General features: G+C 68.3%; 11 protein-coding genes. 4 read left to right on the top strand and 7 right to left on the bottom strand.

Features of this window, described 5'->3' with window-relative positions; genetic code table 11:
* Nucleotides 1-95 precede the first annotated feature (95 nt).
* Nucleotides 96-2,465: a TonB-dependent receptor gene (locus G3M62_RS17315; protein ID WP_165189166.1), complete on the bottom strand. Its 2,370-nt coding sequence runs from the start codon at nucleotides 2,463-2,465 to the stop codon at nucleotides 96-98.
* Nucleotides 2,466-2,679: 214 nt separating this feature from the next.
* Between G3M62_RS17315 and G3M62_RS17320 the strand changes: the two genes are divergently transcribed.
* On the top strand, nucleotides 2,680-4,929 hold the full coding sequence (locus tag G3M62_RS17320; RefSeq protein ID WP_165189169.1) for a beta-glucosidase: 2,250 nt from the start codon (nucleotides 2,680-2,682) through the stop codon (nucleotides 4,927-4,929).
* A gap of 47 nt (nucleotides 4,930-4,976) precedes the next feature.
* Here the strand turns inward: G3M62_RS17320 and G3M62_RS17325 are convergent, their stop codons facing one another.
* The gene (locus G3M62_RS17325) at nucleotides 4,977-6,029 is read right to left on the bottom strand and encodes a LacI family DNA-binding transcriptional regulator (protein WP_165189172.1); all 1,053 of its coding nucleotides are present in this window, start codon (nucleotides 6,027-6,029) and stop codon (nucleotides 4,977-4,979) included.
* A gap of 136 nt (nucleotides 6,030-6,165) precedes the next feature.
* Between G3M62_RS17325 and G3M62_RS17330 the strand changes: the two genes are divergently transcribed.
* The gene (locus G3M62_RS17330; RefSeq protein ID WP_165189175.1) at nucleotides 6,166-7,743 is read left to right on the top strand and encodes an aldehyde dehydrogenase (NADP(+)); all 1,578 of its coding nucleotides are present in this window, start codon (nucleotides 6,166-6,168) and stop codon (nucleotides 7,741-7,743) included.
* 47 nt (nucleotides 7,744-7,790) lie between these two features.
* On the opposite strand, the gene G3M62_RS17335 is transcribed toward G3M62_RS17330, so the two are convergent.
* From G3M62_RS17335 to G3M62_RS17355, 5 genes are all read right to left on the bottom strand, one after another.
* A complete protein-coding gene (locus G3M62_RS17335; protein ID WP_165189178.1) occupies nucleotides 7,791-11,372 on the bottom strand; it encodes a hydantoinase B/oxoprolinase family protein in 3,582 nt (1,193 codons plus the stop codon).
* A 162-nt stretch (nucleotides 11,373-11,534) separates the two neighbouring features.
* The gene (locus G3M62_RS17340) at nucleotides 11,535-12,158 is read right to left on the bottom strand and encodes a hypothetical protein (RefSeq protein ID WP_165189181.1); all 624 of its coding nucleotides are present in this window, start codon (nucleotides 12,156-12,158) and stop codon (nucleotides 11,535-11,537) included.
* Nucleotides 12,159-12,215: 57 nt separating this feature from the next.
* Nucleotides 12,216-12,785, bottom strand: a complete 570-nt coding sequence (locus G3M62_RS17345; protein ID WP_165189184.1) for a TMEM165/GDT1 family protein — start codon at nucleotides 12,783-12,785, stop codon at nucleotides 12,216-12,218.
* Between the two features lie 238 nt (nucleotides 12,786-13,023).
* The gene (locus tag G3M62_RS17350; RefSeq protein ID WP_165189187.1) at nucleotides 13,024-13,761 is read right to left on the bottom strand and encodes a DUF2793 domain-containing protein; all 738 of its coding nucleotides are present in this window, start codon (nucleotides 13,759-13,761) and stop codon (nucleotides 13,024-13,026) included.
* Between the two features lie 90 nt (nucleotides 13,762-13,851).
* Nucleotides 13,852-14,859, bottom strand: a complete 1,008-nt coding sequence (locus tag G3M62_RS17355) for an NAD(P)H-dependent flavin oxidoreductase (protein WP_165189188.1) — start codon at nucleotides 14,857-14,859, stop codon at nucleotides 13,852-13,854.
* A 172-nt stretch (nucleotides 14,860-15,031) separates the two neighbouring features.
* Between G3M62_RS17355 and G3M62_RS17360 the strand changes: the two genes are divergently transcribed.
* Complete coding sequence (locus tag G3M62_RS17360) at nucleotides 15,032-16,489, top strand: methylmalonyl-CoA mutase family protein (RefSeq protein ID WP_165191352.1); 1,458 nt, start codon at nucleotides 15,032-15,034, stop codon at nucleotides 16,487-16,489.
* The gene (gene scpA / locus G3M62_RS17365; RefSeq protein ID WP_165189191.1) at nucleotides 16,486-18,639 is read left to right on the top strand and encodes a methylmalonyl-CoA mutase; all 2,154 of its coding nucleotides are present in this window, start codon (nucleotides 16,486-16,488) and stop codon (nucleotides 18,637-18,639) included. The genes G3M62_RS17360 and scpA overlap by 4 nt, the downstream gene beginning before the upstream one ends.
* The last annotated feature ends 17 nt before the right edge of the window (nucleotides 18,640-18,656 follow it).

Raw genomic sequence — 18,656 nt, forward strand, 5'->3', positions numbered from 1 at the left:
ACGCCGCTCCTGAAGCACGGCCCATCCGGGCACGCTTCAAGCCGTGGAAACAGATCTCCCCGCCCGGCGGACCGGGCGGGGAGGAAGGCTTTGGCCTAGAACTTCGTCTTCAGACGGAAGCCCCAGGTCCGCGGCGCTTGATACACCGCGGTCCAGACGGGCGTGTAGTTCGGCACGCCCGCGGCGCCGGCGCCGGTCTTGATGTTCTTGTTCTCGAGGTTCTGGACGAAGGCCTCGACCGACCAGGGCTTTTCCGCTGGTTCGTAACGCAGGGTCACGTCCGTACGGGTGTAGCTCTTCTGTTGGTCCGGGGCGCCCTGGTTGAAGTAGGACAGCCAGCTCTTGCTTTCGAAGTGCGTGGCGATCCGCGGGACGATCCGGCCATTGGCCAGTTCGAAGGTGTGCTCGTAGGCCACCGTGCCCGAGAAGTGCGGGGCGTGGGGCAGTTGGTTGCCCTTCAGCTGAACCGCGTGGGCCGCGTCGTTCGGACCGATGCGGCCGTCGGCCGCCGTCAGTTCGTCCAGCTTGGTGTCCTGGTAGGTCGCCGAGATCTGCAGGCGGTCGACGGCCGTCAGATTCGCCGCCAGTTCAGCCTCGAAGCCGTAGGCTTGAGCACCCTTGGCGTTCGTGGTGATGACCTGCGACTTGTCGACGGTGCCATCCGCCTTGAACGTCGTCAGCACCTGGTTGACCTGGTAGCCCTTGAAGTCCTCGTAGTAGGCCGCGAGGTTCAGGGTCGCCCGACCGTCCAGGAAGCGGATCTTCGAACCGGCTTCGTAGTTGGTGATCGTTTCCGGGTTGGCCAGCAGGCCGCCGTCTTCGATGTTGCCCGACTTGAAGCCGGTGCTGACGCTGGCATAGGCCAGGACGTCATCGGTCACGTCGAAGTCGGCGCGGCCCAGCCAGGTGAACTTGTCCCAGCTGCCCTTCACGTCGTTCTTGCCGATGCTGTAGCCGGGGCCCAGCAGAGCCAGCAGTTGATCGGCGGTGGCGCCGCGATCCTGGCCGAAGATGCCGGCATTGCAGTGCGCGGCGGTGTCGACCAGCAGACAGCTGCTCAGACCGTTGAAGGTGACGTTCCGGCCGCCTTGGTCCTGCTTGGTGTCGTCGGTGTAGCGCAGGCCCGCCGTGACGCGCAGGCGGTCATTGACGTGCCAGACGGCTTGACCGAACGCGGCCTTGGATTCGACCGTGCGCTTGGCCTGGATGAAGCTGCCCGACCAGCTCATCGGACCATCGCGATAGCCGTCACGGCCGTCGATGTCGAAGCGGATCGAGTTGTCTTCGTGGCTGTAGTAACCGCCGACGATCCAGTCGACGGTGTTCTCGCCTTGCGACTTCAGCTGGATTTCGTGGCTCCAGGCGTCGTTGCGCGACCAGACGGTGTTGTTCTCGCCGAAGCCGCCCTGGGTCAGGGAGCCGTTGGGCTGGGTCACGCCCAGGATGCCGCCGTCGGCGTCGCTGTCGGCGTTACCGCCCACGCGTTGCCAGCCGGTGACGTAGGTCAGGCCGACCTTGTCGCTGATGGAATAGTCCATCGTGCTGCGCACGCCGTACGAGAAGCGATCGCTGACGGGCGCGGTGTCGATCAGGGCCGACCACTTCTTCTGGCCGGCGCGCGGATTCTGGGCCAGGGCGATGACCGGGGCGCCGGTGTCCTGGTAGCCCTCGACATTGACGTTCCAGCTGAACTTTTCGTTCGGCTTCCAGAGGGCGCTGAGGCGCGCCGAACGCTGATCCTGAGCGTAGTATTTCTTGCCGTCAGTGACGAAGGCCGAAGGGTTGATGCCCGCGATGGTCGGCGGACGCTGGAAGTCGACATAGCCGTCGTGACGCTCGGTGATCGCCGCCAGACGCAGGGCGAAGGTGTCCGAGACCGGCAGGTTGACCGCGAAGCGGGCGCCGAGACGGTTGTACGAACCGGCCACGACCTCGGCGTTGCCGTAGTAGTCGCCCAGGGTCGGCTTGGCGGTGCGGATGCTGACAGCGCCGACCGTGGCGTTACGGCCAAACAGCGTGCCCTGCGGACCGCGCGCCACTTCGACAGCGTCCACGTCATACATCAGCACGGCCGCGCCTTGGGCGCGCGGCGAGTAGATGCCGTCGACATAGATGGCGACTTCCGGGTCGGCCACTTCGGTATAGGCGGTGTCGTTGCCGATGCCGCGCATGGTGATCAGGATCGCGCCCTGGTCGCCTTGCTGGTTGATGGCCATCGACGGCACGAACTTGGCCAGATCGGTGACGTCCTTGACCTGATTACGGTCGAGCTGGCTTTGGCCGAAGGCGCTGATGGCGATCGGGGTGTCTTGCAGATTGGTCTCGCGCTTGGTGGCGGTGACCGTGATTTCTTCGAGTTGGGTGCTGTCGGCGGCGGCCGGAGCCGTTTGAGCCTGGACAGCGGTTGCGGCGATCATGGCCGCCACGGCCGACGAACCAGCCAATAGGGTTCTGCGGAGCTTCATTCTTCATCCCTCCCTGCGGCGCGATCCTTTGTGGTCGCGACTTGCGTCTTGTGAATAGCTACAGTACGACAACGTTGTCAATCAGCTATGTATTTACGCCTTAGTTCACGATCGTTTTCAATGTGTCGTGAATAGTTGAAGATAGTCGCCGATCCGGAAGGTTTGGCAAAGAACTCCGCGCGTATAGCCTAAGAAATAAGTGGGAGGAAAAAGAATGAAGCGACAGCAAATGCGGGGCCTGGTGATGGCCCTGATGCTGACCACGGCGCTGCCGACGGCCGCCGCTCATGCCCAGGCTGCGACCGCGAGCGCGTCGAAACCTTGGATGAACGCCAAGCTGACCGCCGATCAGCGCGCCGACCTGATCGTTGCCCAAATGACGCAGGACGAGAAATTGACCCTGGTGTTCGGCTATTTTGGTTCGAACCAGGAGAAACCAAAGTTCACGCCACACGCCGAGGCCCGCATGGGCTCGGCCGGCTACATCCCCGGAATCGCGCGCCTGGGCGTGCCGCCGCAGTGGGAAACCGACGCCGGCGTCGGCGTCGCCACCCAGCGCGAATCGAGCGACCCGTATCTGGAACGCACCTCCCTGCCCTCGGGCATCGCCACCGCCGCGACCTGGAACCCCGAACTGGCCTTCAAGGGCGGCGCGATGATTGGTTCGGAGGCTCGCTCCTCGGGCTTCAACGTCCAGCTGGCCGGCGGGATCAACCTGGCCCGCGAGCCGCGTAACGGCCGCAACTTCGAATATGGCGGCGAGGATCCGCTGCTGGCCGGGACCATCGTCGGGGCCCAGATCCGCGGCATCCAGTCCAACAACATCATCTCGACCATCAAGCACTGGGCGCTGAACGGCCAGGAGACCGGCCGCATGACGGTCAGCTCCAACATCGGCGACCAGGCCGCCCGCCAGTCCGACTTCCTGGCCTTCGAGTTCGCGATCGAGAACGCCAGCCCCGGCTCGGTGATGTGCGCCTACAACCGCATCAACTCGACCTACGCCTGCGAGAACGACTGGCTGCTGAGCGAGGTCCTCAAGAAGGACTGGGGCTACAAGGGCTATGTGATGTCCGACTGGGGCGGCACGCACTCGACCGCCAAGGCGGCCAATGCGGGACTGGACCAGGAGTCGGCCTATACCTTCGACAAGCAGCCCTTCTTCGGCGCGCCGCTGAAGGCCGCCCTGGCCGACGGCTCGGTGTCGCAAGCCCGCCTGGACGACATGGTCCGGCGCATCACCCGCTCGATGTTCGCCCACGGTCTGTTCGACCACCCGGTGGTCAAAGGCCCGATCGACTACGCCGCCCACGGCAAGGTCACCCAGGCCGACGCGGAAGAGGCCATCGTCCTGCTGAAGAACGACGGCGGCCTGCTGCCCATCGCCAAGACCGCCAAGAAGATCGTCGTCGTCGGCTCGCATTCCGACGTCGGCGTGCTGTCGGGCGGCGGCTCCTCGCAGGTGTTCCCGGTCGGCGGCATGGCGGTGAAGGGCCTGGGCCCCAAGGGCTTCCCCGGCCCGATCGTCTACCACCCCTCCTCGCCGCTGAAGGCGTTGCAGGCCAGGAACCCGGGCGCGCAGTTCGTCTATGACGACGGCTCCGATCCGGCCGCCGCCGCCAAGGCCGCCGCCGGCGCCGATCTCGTCATCGTCTTCGCCCACCAGTGGGCGGCCGAGTCGCAGGACTATTCCCTGACCCTGGCCGACAATCAGGACGCCCTGATCGACGCCGTCGCCTCGGCCAATTCCAAGACCGCCGTGGTCCTGGAAACCGGCGGCCCGGTGCTGATGCCGTGGCTGTCCAAGGTCGGCGCCGTGGCCGAGGCCTGGTATGCTGGCACGAACGGCGGTGAGGCCATCGCCCGCGTGCTGACCGGCGAGGTCAATCCGTCGGGCCGCCTGCCGATCACCTTCCCGCAAAGCGCCGACCAGTTGCCGCGTCAGACGATCGACTGCGACCCGGCCAAGCCGGAAGACTTCTGCGACGTCGACTACAAGATCGAAGGCGCCGCCGTCGGCTACAAGTGGTTCGACCAGAAGGGCCACAAGCCGCTGTTCGCCTTCGGCCATGGCCTGTCCTACTCGACCTTCGGCTACAGCGGCCTGAAGGCCAGCGTCGTCGGCGACAAGCTGACCGTCAGCTTCACGGTCAAGAACACCGGCAAGACGGCCGGCAAGGACGTGCCGCAGGTCTATGTCGGCCCCAAGGCGGGTTCGGGTTGGGAAGCGCCGCGCCGCCTGGTCGGCTTCAAGAAGGTCGACCTGGCTCCGGGCGCGACCACCAAGGTCAGCGTCACCGTCGATCCGCGCCTGCTGGCGACCTTCGACTCCAAGGCCAAGACCTGGATCATCGCCCCCGGCGCCTACGAGGTGTCGCTGGGCGCTTCGTCCCGCGACCTAGGCGCCAAGGCCGACGTGACCCTGGCGGCAAAGACGCTGCCGGTGTCGTACGACGGCAAGTAGACCACGACCGGGGACATGCGCTCGCGCATGTCCCCATTCCGTGCTGGCTATTTCGGGGCCGGCCCCGTCGAGGCCCGCACCATCAGCTCGAACGGCACTAGAGTGCTGCCGCCGCCCAGCTTGTCGCCGCTGGCGCTGGCGTTGATCAGCAGATCGGCCGCCATCTCCGCCATCTTGGCCACGGGCTGACGCACCGCCGTCAGCGGCGGCACGCTCATGCGCACGCCGATGGCGTCGTCGAAGCTGACGATCGACAGATCCGCCGGAATGCGCATGCCCCGCCCCTGGGCGACGCTGACCACGCCCAGCGCCATCTGGTCGTTGGACGCCAGGATCGCGGTCGGCGCCTCGGGCAGGCCGAGCAGCGCGGTCGCCCCCGCCACCCCGGCCTCGAAGGTGAAATCGCCCTTGAAGACGTAGGCCTCCGGCACGGGAATTCCGGCCGCCTCCATGGTGGCCTGAAACATCTCGACCCGCTCGATCGAGGACGAGAATCGATAGTCGCCGGCGATCATGCCGATGCGGGTGTGGCCCAGACCCAGCAGGTGCTTGGTCGCCTGCCGCGCCGCGGCGCGATCGTCCATGTAGACCCGAGGCCCCTGCCCACGCACCGGCGTGTTCAGGCGCACGAACGGGATATTGCGCTTCTTCAGCGCGCCCAGCACCACCGGGTTCTCGCAATTGGGCGGGGTCAGGATCACGCCGTCGGGTTGCAGGGACGACAGCACCGCCGTGATCTGCCGCTCCAGTTGGTCCGACTCGCGGTCGACCAGCTCGAACATCAGGTGATAGCCCGACCGCTCACAGCGCAGCATGGCGCCGTACAGCATCTGGTCGATCCACTCGTTGCCGCGCTCGCTGCGCCAATTATCCAGGGTCAGGCGACGGTCGTTGAACGCCACCAGCAGGTAGGATCGCGACCCGGCCATGGTCCGCGCCGCCTTGCTAGGGCTGTAGCCCAGCTTGTCGACGGCCTCGAGCACGCGGGCCTTCAGATCTGGCGTGACGTTGGGCTCGTTGTTGAGCACCCGCGACACCGTCTTGACCGACACGCGCGCCTTCTCGGCGACATGGATGATCGTGGCCGGCCGCTTCGCCATTCAGAATCCGTTTCCCCCGAGGTTTCAGCCAGGGTAACCGGGGCGAAACAGTCTGTCTGCCCCCACGCCGCTTGACGACAATGGGAGCGGTATCATTTAAGACTGCTCCAACGACTACGACACGAGGGATCGCGCCATGACCATCACCGGTGAACTTCTGATCGACGGCGGCGCTCGCGCCGGGACCGGCGGCCCGATCCTCGCGGTCGACCCCAGCACCGGCGGCACGCTGGACGTGACCTTCGGCGGCGCGACCAAGGCCGACCTGGACGAGGCGGCCGCCCTCGCCGCGGCGGCCTTCGGCCCGTACCGCGCCACCTCGCCCGAACAGCGCGCGGTGTTCCTGGAAACCATCGCCGCCAAGATCGAAGCGATCGGCGACGACCTGATTGTTCGCGCCATGGCCGAGACCGGCCTGCCCCGCGCACGCCTCGAAGGCGAGCGCGGCCGCACCATGGGCCAGCTGAAGATGTTCGCCGGCGTGCTGCGCGACGGCGGCTGGCTGGAAGCCCGCATCGACCCGGCCCAGCCGGACCGCAAGCCGCTGGCCCGTCCGGACCTGCGCCTGCGCAACGTGCCGCTCGGCCCGGTGGCCGTGTTCGGCGCCTCCAACTTCCCGCTGGCCTTCTCGGTGGCCGGCGGTGACACCGCCTCGGCCCTGGCGGCCGGCTGCCCGGTCGTGGTCAAGGCTCACCCGGCTCACCCCGGCACCTCGGAACTGATCGGCCGCGCCGTCCAGGAAGCCGTCAAGGAAGCCGGCCTGCCGTCGGGCGTCTTCGCCCTGCTGCACGACGCCGGCATCGAGATCTCGCAAGGCCTGGTCGCCGATCACCGCATCAAGGCCGCCGGCTTCACCGGTTCGCGCCGCGCCGGCCTGGCCCTGCTGGCCATCGCCCAAGGCCGTCCCGAGCCGATCCCGTTCTACGCCGAGATGAGCAGCATCAACCCCGTCCTGCTGCTGCCCAACGCCCTGAAGGCGCGCGGCCCGGCCATCGCCCCGGACTTCGTCGCGGCTCTGACCCAGGGCGCGGGCCAGTTCTGCACCAATCCCGGCCTGCTCCTGGCCATCGACGGCCCCGAGCTTGACGCCTTCCTGGCCGCCACCGCCGAGGTGATCGCCAAGGCCCCGGCCGGCCAGATGCTGACCCCCGGCATCTGCAAGGCCTACACCGGCGGCGTGAAGGCGCTGTCGGAAACCTCGGGCGTCGCCGAAGTCGCCCACGGCCTGGAAGGCGGCCACGGCCAGGGCCGCGCCTCGCTGTTCAGCGTCGACGCCAAGACCTTCCTGGCCACGCCGCACCTGCAGGACGAAGTGTTCGGCGCCGCCTCGCTGGTGGTCCGCGCCAAGGACCTGGCCGAGCTCACCGCCGTGATCTCGGCGCTGGAAGGCCAACTGACCATCGCCGTGCACATGGACGAGGCCGACACCGACCTCGCCCGCGCCCTGCTGCCGGCTCTGGAGCTGAAGGCTGGTCGCGTGCTGATCAACGGCTTCGGCACCGGCGTCGAGGTCGGCCACGCCATGGTCCACGGCGGCCCGTTCCCCTCGACCTCGGACAGCCGCTCGACCTCGGTCGGCTCGCTGGCCATCTTCCGCTTCCTGCGCCCGGTCTCGTACCAGAACCTGCCGGCGGCCCTGCTGCCGGTGGAACTGCAGGACGCCAATCCGCTGGGCATCGCCCGCCGCGTGGATGGCAAGGTTCAGTTGGCCTAAACGCCCGCAACGAACGGGGACAGGCGCATGCGCCTGTCCCCGACCCGTTAGCGCCCGTAGCCGCCGCCGCCCGGCGTCTCGATCACGATCGAATCCCCAGCCGCGACCTCGATTGCATCGGTCGCGCCCAGCGCCTGAACCGAGCCGTCTACCCGTTCGACCCGCGCTGAACCCAGCTTTCCTTCACCACCGCCCGCCAATCCGAACGGCGCCACGCGTCGCCGGTTTGACAACAGGGTCGCCGTCATCGGCTCGCGGAAGCCGATCTTCCGCACCACCCCGTCACCACCGTGATGCGCGCCCGCCCCGCCGGAGCCACGCCGGATCGAGAACGCCTCGACCAGCACGGGATAGCGGCTCTCCAGCACTTCCGGATCGGTCAGGCGGCTGTTGGTCATGTGGGTCTGGACCGCGTCGGCGCCGTCGAAGTTGGGCCCCGCCCCCGCGCCGCCGCAGATCGTCTCGTAATACTGCCGCCGCGCGTCGCCAAAGGTGAAGTTGTTCATCGTCCCCTGAGCCGCGGCCATCACGCCCAGCGCGCCGTAGAGGGCGTCGACCACCACCTGGCTGGTTTCGACATTGCCGGCCACCACCGCCGCCGGATAGCGCGGCCGCAGCATCGAGCCTTCGGGGATCACCAGCTCGACCGGCCGCAGGCAGCCGTCGTTCATCGGGATCTCGTCGTCGACCAGGGTGCGGAAGACGTAGAGCGCCGCCGCCCGACAGATCGAGGCCGGGGCGTTGAAATTGGTCGGGACCTGGTCGCTGGTGCCCGTGAAATCGACCCGTGCCTTGCGCGCCGCGCGGTCGACGGTGATCGCCACCTTCACCACCGAGCCGTCGTCCAGCTCATAAGCGAAGTCGCCGTCCGTCAGGGTCGCCAGAACCCGCCGCACGGCCTCCTCGGCGTTGTCCTGCACGTGGGCCATGTAGGCCTCGACCACGTCCTGGCCGAACTCGGCGACGAGACCTGTCAGCGACTCGGCTCCACGGGCGCAGGCCGCCACCTGGGCCTTGAGGTCGCCGATGTTCTGGTCGGGATTGCGGGCCGGCCACTTGCTCGAGGCCAGCAGGGCCCGGACCTCGGCCTCCAGGAACCGCCCGCCCTCGACAAGCAGGAAGTTCTCGATCAGCACCCCCTCCTCTTCGACCGTGCGGCTGCTGGGCGGCATCGAGCCTGGGGTGACGCCGCCGATGTCGCCCTGGTGACCGCGCGCGGCGACGTAGAAGGTCAGCACGCCGGCCGCGTCGAACACCGGCATGACCACGGTCACGTCCGGCAGGTGAGTGCCGCCGTTGTAGGGCGCGTTGAGCATGTAGACGTCGCCGGGCTTCAGCCCCCGGCCGTCATGCAGGCGATCGTCACGGATAGCCCGCACGCTGTCGCCCATCGAGCCCAGATGCACCGGCATGTGCGGGGCGTTGGCGATCAGGTTCCCGTCGCGGTTGAACAGGGCGCAGGAGAAGTCCAGCCGTTCCTTGATATTGACCGAATAGGCGGTGTTCTGCAGGGCGAAACCCATCTCCTCGGCCACGGCCATGAACAGGTTGTTGAACACCTCCAGCATCACCGGATCGGCCTTGGTCCCGGCCGCTTGGCGCGGGGCCAGGGGTACGACGCGGTCGATGATCAGGTTGCGGTGCAGGTCGACCGTCGCGCGCCAACCGGGTTCGATCACCGTGGTGCCGGTCGCCTCGCGCACGATGGCGGGGCCCGGCACCTCCCAGCCGATCGGCAGGGCGGCGCGGTCGAAGACCGGCGCGGCGTGCTCGGCCCCGGCCATGCGGACGGGCAGGGTCGCCAGCGACTCGGGAATGGTCTCCGCGCTCAAGCCCAGGTCCGGCGCCGCCCCGGCGTCGGCATGGCCAATGGCCTCCACGGCCAGCGCCTCGACCACCAAGGCCGAGGCCGGCGAGACGAAGCCGAAGCGGCGCTGATGCAGGGCCTCGAACCTCTCGCGCACCGCTCCCGCGTCGCCCAACGGCACGCGCAGCGGGGTGTCAGTCCCAGCATACTTGACCAACAGGCTCGCGACCGTCTCAACGCGGACCAGCGGCACATCCTGGGCCCACAATGCGGCCTCGGCTTCGCCCGCCAGCGCGGTGACCTGGACGGCGAGATCGGCGGCGGCGTCCGCCAGAGGCCGCTCGACAGTCGCCTCGCGCAAGGTGCGCAGGTCAGCCAGACCCATGCCGTAGGCGCTCAGCACCCCGGCGAACGGATGGATCATCACCTCGGTCATGCCCAGGGCGTCGGCCACCAGGCAGGCGTGCTGACCGCCCGCCCCGCCGAAACAGGCCAGGACGTACTTGGTGACGTCGTAGCCGCGCTGGATCGAGATCTGCCGCACCGCCTTGGCCATGTTCTCCACGGCGATGGTCACGAAACCTTCGGCGATCTCTTGCGGCGTCATCGCCTTGCCGGTGGCGGCCAGGATGTCGTCCGCCATCGCCTCGAAGCGCGCCACGACGATGTCGCGATCCAGGCGCTGGTCGGCGTTCGGGCCGAACACCGCCGGGAAGAAGTCCGGAGACAGTTTGCCGAGCATGACGTTGCAGTCGGTCACCGTCAGCGGCCCACCCCGTCGGTAGCAGGCCGGACCGGGATTGGCCCCGGCCGAGGCCGGTCCGACCCGGAACCGCGCGCCGTCGAACGAGCAGATCGAGCCGCCGCCGGCCGCCACGGTGTGGATGTTCATCATCGGCGCGCGCATCCGCACCCCGGCCACCACGGTCTCGTAGGCCCGCTCGTACTCGCCGGCGAAGTGGCAGACGTCGGTCGAGGTGCCGCCCATGTCGAAGCCGATCACCCGCTCGAACCCGGCCTGGGCGGCCGTCTTGGCCATGCCCACCACGCCGCCGGCCGGGCCGGACAGGATCGCGTCTTTGCCCCGGAAGGCGTGGGCGTCGGTCAGGCCGCCGTTGGACTGCATGAAGAGGAGTCGGGTCTTGCGCCCCAGAGCATTGGCGACCTTGTCGACATAGCGGCGCAGGATCGGCGACAGATAGGCGTCGACCACCGTGGTGTCGCCCCGCCCAACCAGCTTCATCAGCGGGCTGACCTCGTGACTGACCGACACCTGGGTGAAGCCGACCTCACGGGCGATCGCGGCCACTCGCGCCTCGTGGTCGGTGAAGCGGAAGCCGTGCAGCAGCACGATGGCCACGGCCCGCAAGCCCGCGTCGAAGGCGGCCTGCAGGTCGGCGCGCGCGGCGGCCTCATCCAGCGGACGCAAGACGGAGCCCTCGACGCTGATCCGCTCATCGATCTCGACCACCCGGGTGTAGAGCGCCTCTGGCTTGACGATGTTGCGGTCGAACAGCTTGGGCCGGGCCTGGTAGCCGATGCGCAGGGCGTCAGCGTGGCCATGAGTGATCGCCAGGACTGTGGACTCGCCGGCCCGTTCGAGCAGGGCGTTGGTGGCCACCGTGGTGCCCATCTTGACCGCGTCGATCGCGGCCTCGCCGTCGAGCAGGGCCCGCACGCCGGCCACGGCGGCGTCTTCGTATTGTTCGGGATTTTCGGAGAGCAGCTTGTGGGTCAGCAGGGCCCCGTCCGGACGTCGCGCGACGATGTCGGTGAACGTGCCGCCGCGGTCGATCCAGAACTCCCAGCCGCGCTGCGTCATCAAGGTCCCTTTCGTACAGGACCCTTGTGGCGCTGAGGCCCGCCCGCATCAAGGGCGGGCGGGCCTCGCTCACGTCAAAGCACGTGGAACAGGTACAGCAGCAGGATGATCGGCAGCGGGATGCCCAGCAGCCAGAGGAATGCGCCTTTCATGTCGTGCTCCTTAGACGTTGGTGGACACGACGCGGACGCGTCGGTGCCAAGCGGGGTGACGGGCGCCCAGGCGGCCGCCGGCGACGGCGCCGATCGCGCCCAGCAGCATGGTCGCCACGCCCCACCAGGCCAGGCTGGCGGTGACGTCGGCGGCCTGCTCGGCCGTCGCCTTGGCGTCGGCGGCGCTGATCTTGCCATCCGGACCGGAGGCGTCATCGGCCGCGGTCACGTAGGCGGTCGCCGCCGTATCGCCGCCATGCAGGACACCGCCGACGCTGCTGCCGATACCGGCGAAAGCCAGCACGAAGGCCACGCCCCAGACGGCCAGGCCTTGGAACAGGCCCTTGTGATGGTCCGGATACTTGGCGGCGCGGGCGGCGATGAAGGCGCCGACCTGCAGGGCCACGGCGCTGGAGAACGCCAGCCACAGACCGCCGCCGAGCGTGAGCGCCTTGGCGTCACCGCTGTCCATGGTCCAGGGGTTGGCGACCGTCGCGCCGATGGCCAGGCCCAGCATGTTGAGCAAGGCCCCCAGCGCGATGGCCACCACCACCCCCGCGATCACCGCGCCCCATGAGATCAGCGGGTGCGCGTAAACGTCTTCGTGAAATTCCGATGGTGATAGGTCACTCATCTTCCCGTCCTCCCAATTCAGATGCGGAAGAACGGGAAGAGAGCGGCTTCGGTTGCCTTAGCTCTTGAAGGCCTCGATCCCGGCCCAGACGCCCAGGCCCAGGAAGACCAGCGCCGCGCCCATGCGGACGTACTTCAGCGGCACGATCTTGGTCACCGCCTCGCCGAAATAGACCGCCGGCACGTTGGCGGCCATCATGCCCAGGGTCGTGCCGGCCGCGACCAGCAGTACGTTGTGGAAGCGCGCGCCCAGGGCCACCGTGGCGATCTGGGTCTTGTCCCCCATCTCGACCAGGAAGAAGGCGATGGTCGTGGTCAGGAACACGCCATAGCGTCCCTTACCGCCGGGCATGTCGTCGTCAGCCTTGTCGGGGATCAGGGCCCAGGCGGCCATGGCGATGAACGAGATGGCGATCGCCCAGCGGAACCAGGCGCCGTCCAGGAAGCGCGAAGCCTCCGAGCCGACCAGGGCGGCCAGGGCGTGGTTGGCCAGGGTGGCGACCAGGATGCCAAGGATGATCGGCACGGGCTTCTTGAAGCGGGTGGCCAGGATGATAGCCAGCAGCTGGGTCTTGTCGCCGATCTCGGCGATGGCCACCACGAGGGCCGATACGAGCATGGATTCCATTGGATAAAATACCGTCCGGGCCGAGCGCACGCCAATAGCATCGGAGACCCCGCCCAGCCCGGAACGGAAACCGACGCCATTGGTCTCGCCGCGGAAGCTGGTGGCTTCCTTCACCCGCGCCATGCCTCGAAAGGCAAGTGTGTTGACGACGGGCCCCGCTGATAGGCGCGGGCGGCTACTCCCCAAAGGTGCGCGGTCAGTACCGATGTTGCCGGGCGGGGTCAACCTCGGTGCGGCCTTAGATCGCGGCGGGAGGATCGAAGCGCATGACCTGGATCGACACGCGAACCTTGCCGCCCGTGAAGGCGCCGCCGGCCGCCGTGATCACCACCGGGGTGTCGGCATAGTAGGCCGTCGGGCCGATCACCCCGACATTGCTGGCGTTCTTGGCCACGCCCAGCAACGCGCCGAACTTGGCCGCGTCGCCCGAGACGCCGCAGCTGTAGGAGGTCGCGCCGGTGATCGCGACACTGGTGCGGGTCGAGACGCCCAGCACCACGGCGCGGTTGGGGATCGCCACCGTGGTGGCGACCGAGGCGCCCGACAGAGTCACCTCCTGCTCAAGGATCTCGAACCGAACCGTGGCGAGGAACGGCGAGCGAGCGGCCGTGAGGGCCTTGAAGGTCGAGGACAGCGGGGTCCAGTTGGCGCCGTCGTGGATCAGGGCCACACCCTCGTCGACGATCCAGGCCAGCCAGCCGGCCGACGGTGTCAGGGTCTCCCAGGCGCCGTCGATGTAGCGGGCCAGCAGGCCGGCGGCCTTGTCCAGCCACGCGGCGCCGGTCGCACCGCCGGGCAGGATGTGCATCGCTCCGTCGGCGGGCGACGCCGGCTGGGCGGCGATCGAACGGCTCTGGACCGCGAGCTGGACCAGGCCGTCCAGCCTGCCGAGGGCCTCGTTGACGGTAATGTGCTTCTGGGCCTGGCCGGCGGCTACGTAGGGCAGCGACAGGCGGGGCGTGGCGTCGTTGGACATGGGAGCTCCTGGAGGGTTTCAACGCCTCCAGTGTCGCCCCGCCGCGAGTCCCGGAGGACCGACGACCGTCTATCCCCCGCCCGTCCCCGCCTACTGGGCCGCGAAAGCCAGGCGATTACCCGAAGTCAGCGCCGTCTTGGCCGCCAACTCGGCCTTGGCGTCCTCGTACTGTTCCGCGAACTTGGCGATCAGTTCGCCGGCCGTCAGCACGGCGTCGATGGCCCCGACGCCCTGGCCAGAGCCCCAGATGTCGCGCCAGGCCTTGGCGTCCTGGTTGCCGCCCGAGCCGAAGTTCATGGCCGACGGATCACTGACCGGCAGGTTCTCCGGATCCAGCCCCGCCCGGACGATCGACTGGCGCAGATAGTTGCCGTGCACGCCGGTGAAGAGGTTGGAATAGACGATGTCGTTGGCCGAAGCCTCGACGATGGTGTCCTTGTAGCCCTGGGGTGCGTTGGCTTCAGCCGTGGCGATGAAGGCCGAGCCGATATAGGCCAGGTCCGCGCCCATGGCCTGGGCGGCCAGGATCGAACGGCCCGAGGCGATCGAGCCCGACAGCGCCACCGGCCCGTCGAACCACTGGCGAATCTCCTGGACCAGGGCGAACGGCGACAGCGTGCCGGCGTGGCCACCGGCGCCGGCCGCGACCGGGATCAAGCCGTCGGCGCCTTTCTCGATGGCCTTGTGGGCGTGCTTGTCGTTGATCACGTCGTGCAGGGTGACGCCACCGTAGCTGTGGATCGCGCCGTTCAGGTCCTCGCGCGCGCCCAGCGAGGTGATCACCACGGGCACCTTGTACTTCACGCAGAGGGCGACATCCTCCTCGAGCCGGTTGTTGCTCTTGTGGACGATCTGGTTGACCGCGAACGGCGCCGACGGCGCGTCGGGATTGGCCTTGTCGTAGGCCGCCAGCTCCTCGGTGATCCGGGCCAGCCACTCGTCCAGCTGAGATATCGGCCGGGCGTTAAGCGCTGGAAACGAACCCACGACGCCGGCTTTGCACTGGGCGATGACCAGATCGGGATTACTGATGATGAACAATGGAGACGCGATGACAGGCAGGCGCAGGCGGTCGCGCAGGATCGGCGGCAAGGCCATGAAGAACGTCTCCTTTGGTGCGACCGCTCTGGGCCGCTCATGTTAACAGCGTTAGCTTAAACGGTCGTTCGCACCCGGCGCAAGCGCTTGACCTACCATGAGGCTCGGGCGCAATTGCCGGCTAAAACAAGAAAATGCTGCAATGCAGGAGAGAGACGTCGTGACGCAGACGATCACGCCGCTGGCCCAGGATTTCGGTCCCCCGGACGCCTCCAAGTGGATGGCCCTGGTCGAAAAGACCCTGAAGGGCCAGGCGTTCGACGACGCGCTCGTCACCAAGACCCCCGACGGAATCGCCATCAAGCCGCTGTACATGGCCGCCGACGGCGTGGTCGTGGCGCGCGACCTGCGAGCCCGTGACGCCGATCGCCCCTGGGACCTGCGCATGCGCTCCGCCCATCCCGATCCCCGCCAGACCGCCGCCGAGATCATGAAGGACCTGGAGGGCGGCGCGGCCTCGGTGCTGCTGGCCATCGACCCCACCGGCGCGAACGGCGTCGCCGTCGGCTCGGCCCAGGACCTGGCCCAGGCCTTGAACGGCGTGATGCTGGACCTGGCGCCCGTCGCCCTGGACGCCGGTTTCCTGGGCCCCAGGGCCGCCGACTGGCTGGGCGCCCTGGCCAAGTCCGCGCCCAATGCGCCGCTAGCCTTCCACATGGACCCGCTGACCGCCTTCGCCCAGACCGGCGCCAGCCCCGGACCGATCGAGGGCCACCTGATCTCGGCGGCGATGGTCGGCACGCGACTGGCCCAGACCTACGCCAAGGCCAGCCTGTTCCTGGCTACCGGCCGCGCCGCGCATGAGGCCGGCGGCTCCAATACCGAGGAGCTGGCCGTGATGGCCGCCTGCGCCCTGGCCTACGCCAAGGCCCTGGTCCGCGCGGGCCTGCCGATGGACGAAGCCTTCTCGCGCATCACCCTGGGCGTTAGCCTCGACGCCGAATATTTCACGGGCGTGGCCAAGGTCCGCGCCGCTCGGGCCGTGTGGGCGCGGATCACCGACGCTTGCGGCGTCTCGGTCCCGGCCGTGATCGAGGCCCGAACCTCTCATCGCATGCTGACCCGGGCCGATGCCTGGACCAACCTGCTGCGGCTGACCAGCGCGGGCTTCGCCGGCGCCGTCGGCGGCGCCGACGCCATCGTGCTGGGGGCCTTCACCGACGCCATCGGCCTGCCCACCGCCTTTGGTCGCCGCCAGTCGCGCAACACCCAGCTGGTGCTGATGGAAGAGAGCAATCTGGGCCGAGTCGCCGATCCGGCCGGCGGGTCCTGGTACCTGGACAGCCTGACCGACCAGCTGGCCCGCGCCGCCTGGGGCGGCTTCCAGGCCATCGAGGCGGCCGGCGGGATCATCAAGGCGCTGGAAAGCGGCCTGGTCTCCGACATCGTCGGCGCCACCCGCGCGGCGCAGGAAGCCGCATACGCCGACAAGACCCGCAAGATCCTGGGCGTCACCGTCTTCCCCAACGCCGACGACAAGCCGATCGAGGTGGCGACGCCCGTCGTCGCCGAGTTCGCCGTCGATCCGCCCAGCGACCGCGTGCCGGGGCCCGACTCGCACTGCCCAGCCCTGACCCCTATCCGTTTCGCCGCCGCCTTCGAGGGGGCCCCAATGGGAGAACGCGCATGAGCAAGTTCCCCGACTTCAAGGACATCGCGTTCGAAGCCGCCGCCACCGTCGCCGCGCCGGAAGGCGCGGTGTGGTCCACGCCCGAAGGCGTCGACGTCGCCCCGGCCTTCACCGCCGACGACACCGCGCAGCTCGACTTCACCGACGGCTATCCCGGCCTCGCGCCTTATCTGCGCGGCCCCTATCCGACCATGTACGTGACCAATCCGTGGACGGTGCGGCAGTACGCAGGCTTCTCGACCGCCGAGGACTCCAACGCCTTCTACCGCCGCAACCTCGCGGCCGGTCAGATGGGCCTGTCGGTGGCCTTCGACCTGGCCACTCACCGGGGCTACGACAGCGACCACGAGCGGGTGAAGGGCGACGTCGGCATGGCCGGCGTGGCCATCGACTCGATCCTCGACATGCGCACCCTGTTCAGCGGCATCCCGCTCGACAAGATGAGCGTGTCGATGACCATGAACGGCGCGGTGCTGCCGATCCTGGCGCTCTACATCGTCGCCGCCGAGGAACAGGGCGTCACGCCCGACAAGCTGTCGGGGACCATCCAGAACGACATTCTCAAGGAGTTCATGGTCCGCAACACCTACATCTATCCGCCCGGTCCCTCGATGCGGATCATCGCGGACATCTTCTCGTTCACCGCCCAGAAGATGCCGAAGTTCAACTCGATCTCGATCAGCGGCTACCACATGCAGGAGGCCGGGGCCTCGGCCGACCTGGAACTGGCCTACACCCTGGCCGACGGCATCGAATATGGCCGGGCCGGCGTCGCGGCGGGCATGAGCATCGACGTCTTCGCCCCGCGTCTGTCGTTCTTCTGGGCGATCGGCATGAACTACTTCATGGAAGTGGCCAAGATGCGCGCCGCCCGCCTGCTGTGGGCCCGGCTGATGAAGCGCGAGTTCGATCCCAAGGACGACCGCAGCCTCTCCCTGCGCACCCACAGCCAGACTTCGGGCTGGTCGCTGGCGGCGCAGGACGTGTTCAACAACGTCTCGCGCACCTGTGTCGAGGCCATGGCGGCCGTCAACGGCCAGACCCAGAGCCTGCACACCAACGCCTTGGACGAGGCCCTGGCCCTGCCCACCGACTTCTCGGCCCGGATCGCCCGCAACACCCAGCTGTTCCTGCAGATGGAAAGCGGCACCACCCGCGTCGCCGATCCGTGGGGCGGTTCCTACTATGTCGAGCGCCTGACCCACGACCTGGCGGTCAAGGCCCTGGCCCACATCGAGGAGGTCGAGGCGGCCGGCGGCATGGCCAAGGCCATCGAGCAGGGCATCCCCAAGCTGCGCATCGAGGAAGCCGCCGCCAAGACCCAGGCCCGCATCGACGCCAATCGCCAGAGCGTGGTCGGCGTCAACCGCTACAAGCCCGAGGTCGTCGACGAGATCCCGATGCTGAAGGTCGACAATTCGTCGGTCCGCACCCAGCAGCTGGAAAAGCTGGCGCGCCTGAAGGCCGAGCGCGATCCGGCCCAGACGGCCGCGGCGCTGAAGGCCCTGGAGGACGGCGCGCGCGGCGACGGCAACCTGCTGGCCCTGGCCGTCGACGCCGCCCGCGCCAAGGCCACGGTCGGCGAGATCAGCCTGGCCATGGAGAACGTCTTCGGCCGCCACCGCGCCACGATCCAGTCGATCCAGGGGGTCTACATGAAGGAAGCCGGCAACGACCCCGCCGCCGCCCGGGCCAAGGCCATGGTCGAGGCCTTCGAGCAAGCCGACGGCCGCCGTCCCCGCATCCTGGTCGCCAAGATGGGCCAGGACGGCCACGACCGGGGCCAGAAGGTGATCGCCACCGCCTTCGCCGACCTGGGCTTCGACGTCGACATCGGTCCGCTGTTCCAGACCCCGGCCGAGGCCGCCAAGCAGGCGGTCGAGAACGACGTCCACATCGTCGGCGCCAGCTCCCTGGCGGCCGGTCACCTGACGTTGGCTCCTGAACTCAAGGCCGAGCTGGCCAAGCAGGGGCGCGGCGACATCATGATGGTGGTCGGCGGCGTGATCCCGCCCCAGGACTTCCAGGCCCTGCGCGACGCCGGCGCCGCCGCCATCTTCCCGCCCGGCACGGTGATCGCCGAAGCGGTGATCGAGCTGCTGGAAAAGCTGAACAAGCAACTGGGCTACACCCAGGGCGAAGCGGCGTAGTCCGTCGGAGCGGCCCG

The organism is Caulobacter soli (assembly GCF_011045195.1).
Taxonomy (GTDB): Bacteria; Pseudomonadota; Alphaproteobacteria; order Caulobacterales; family Caulobacteraceae; genus Caulobacter; species Caulobacter soli.

What these genes read in the sequence shown, in the direction of transcription:
- G3M62_RS17330 (WP_165189175.1), top strand. Translation starts at nt 6,166, where the DNA reads ATGACCATCACCGGTGAACTTCTGATCGACGGCGGCGCTCGCGCCGGG.
- G3M62_RS17355 (WP_165189188.1), bottom strand. Translation starts at nt 14,859, where the DNA reads ATGGCCTTGCCGCCGATCCTGCGCGACCGCCTGCGCCTGCCTGTCATC.
- G3M62_RS17325 (WP_165189172.1), bottom strand. Translation starts at nt 6,029, where the DNA reads ATGGCGAAGCGGCCGGCCACGATCATCCATGTCGCCGAGAAGGCGCGC.
- G3M62_RS17340 (WP_165189181.1), bottom strand. Translation starts at nt 12,158, where the DNA reads ATGAGTGACCTATCACCATCGGAATTTCACGAAGACGTTTACGCGCAC.
- G3M62_RS17350 (WP_165189187.1), bottom strand. Translation starts at nt 13,761, where the DNA reads ATGTCCAACGACGCCACGCCCCGCCTGTCGCTGCCCTACGTAGCCGCC.
- G3M62_RS17315 (WP_165189166.1), bottom strand. Translation starts at nt 2,465, where the DNA reads ATGAAGCTCCGCAGAACCCTATTGGCTGGTTCGTCGGCCGTGGCGGCC.
- G3M62_RS17320 (WP_165189169.1), top strand. Translation starts at nt 2,680, where the DNA reads ATGAAGCGACAGCAAATGCGGGGCCTGGTGATGGCCCTGATGCTGACC.
- G3M62_RS17345 (WP_165189184.1), bottom strand. Translation starts at nt 12,785, where the DNA reads ATGGAATCCATGCTCGTATCGGCCCTCGTGGTGGCCATCGCCGAGATC.
- G3M62_RS17335 (WP_165189178.1), bottom strand. Translation starts at nt 11,372, where the DNA reads ATGACGCAGCGCGGCTGGGAGTTCTGGATCGACCGCGGCGGCACGTTC.
- scpA (WP_165189191.1), top strand. Translation starts at nt 16,486, where the DNA reads ATGAGCAAGTTCCCCGACTTCAAGGACATCGCGTTCGAAGCCGCCGCC.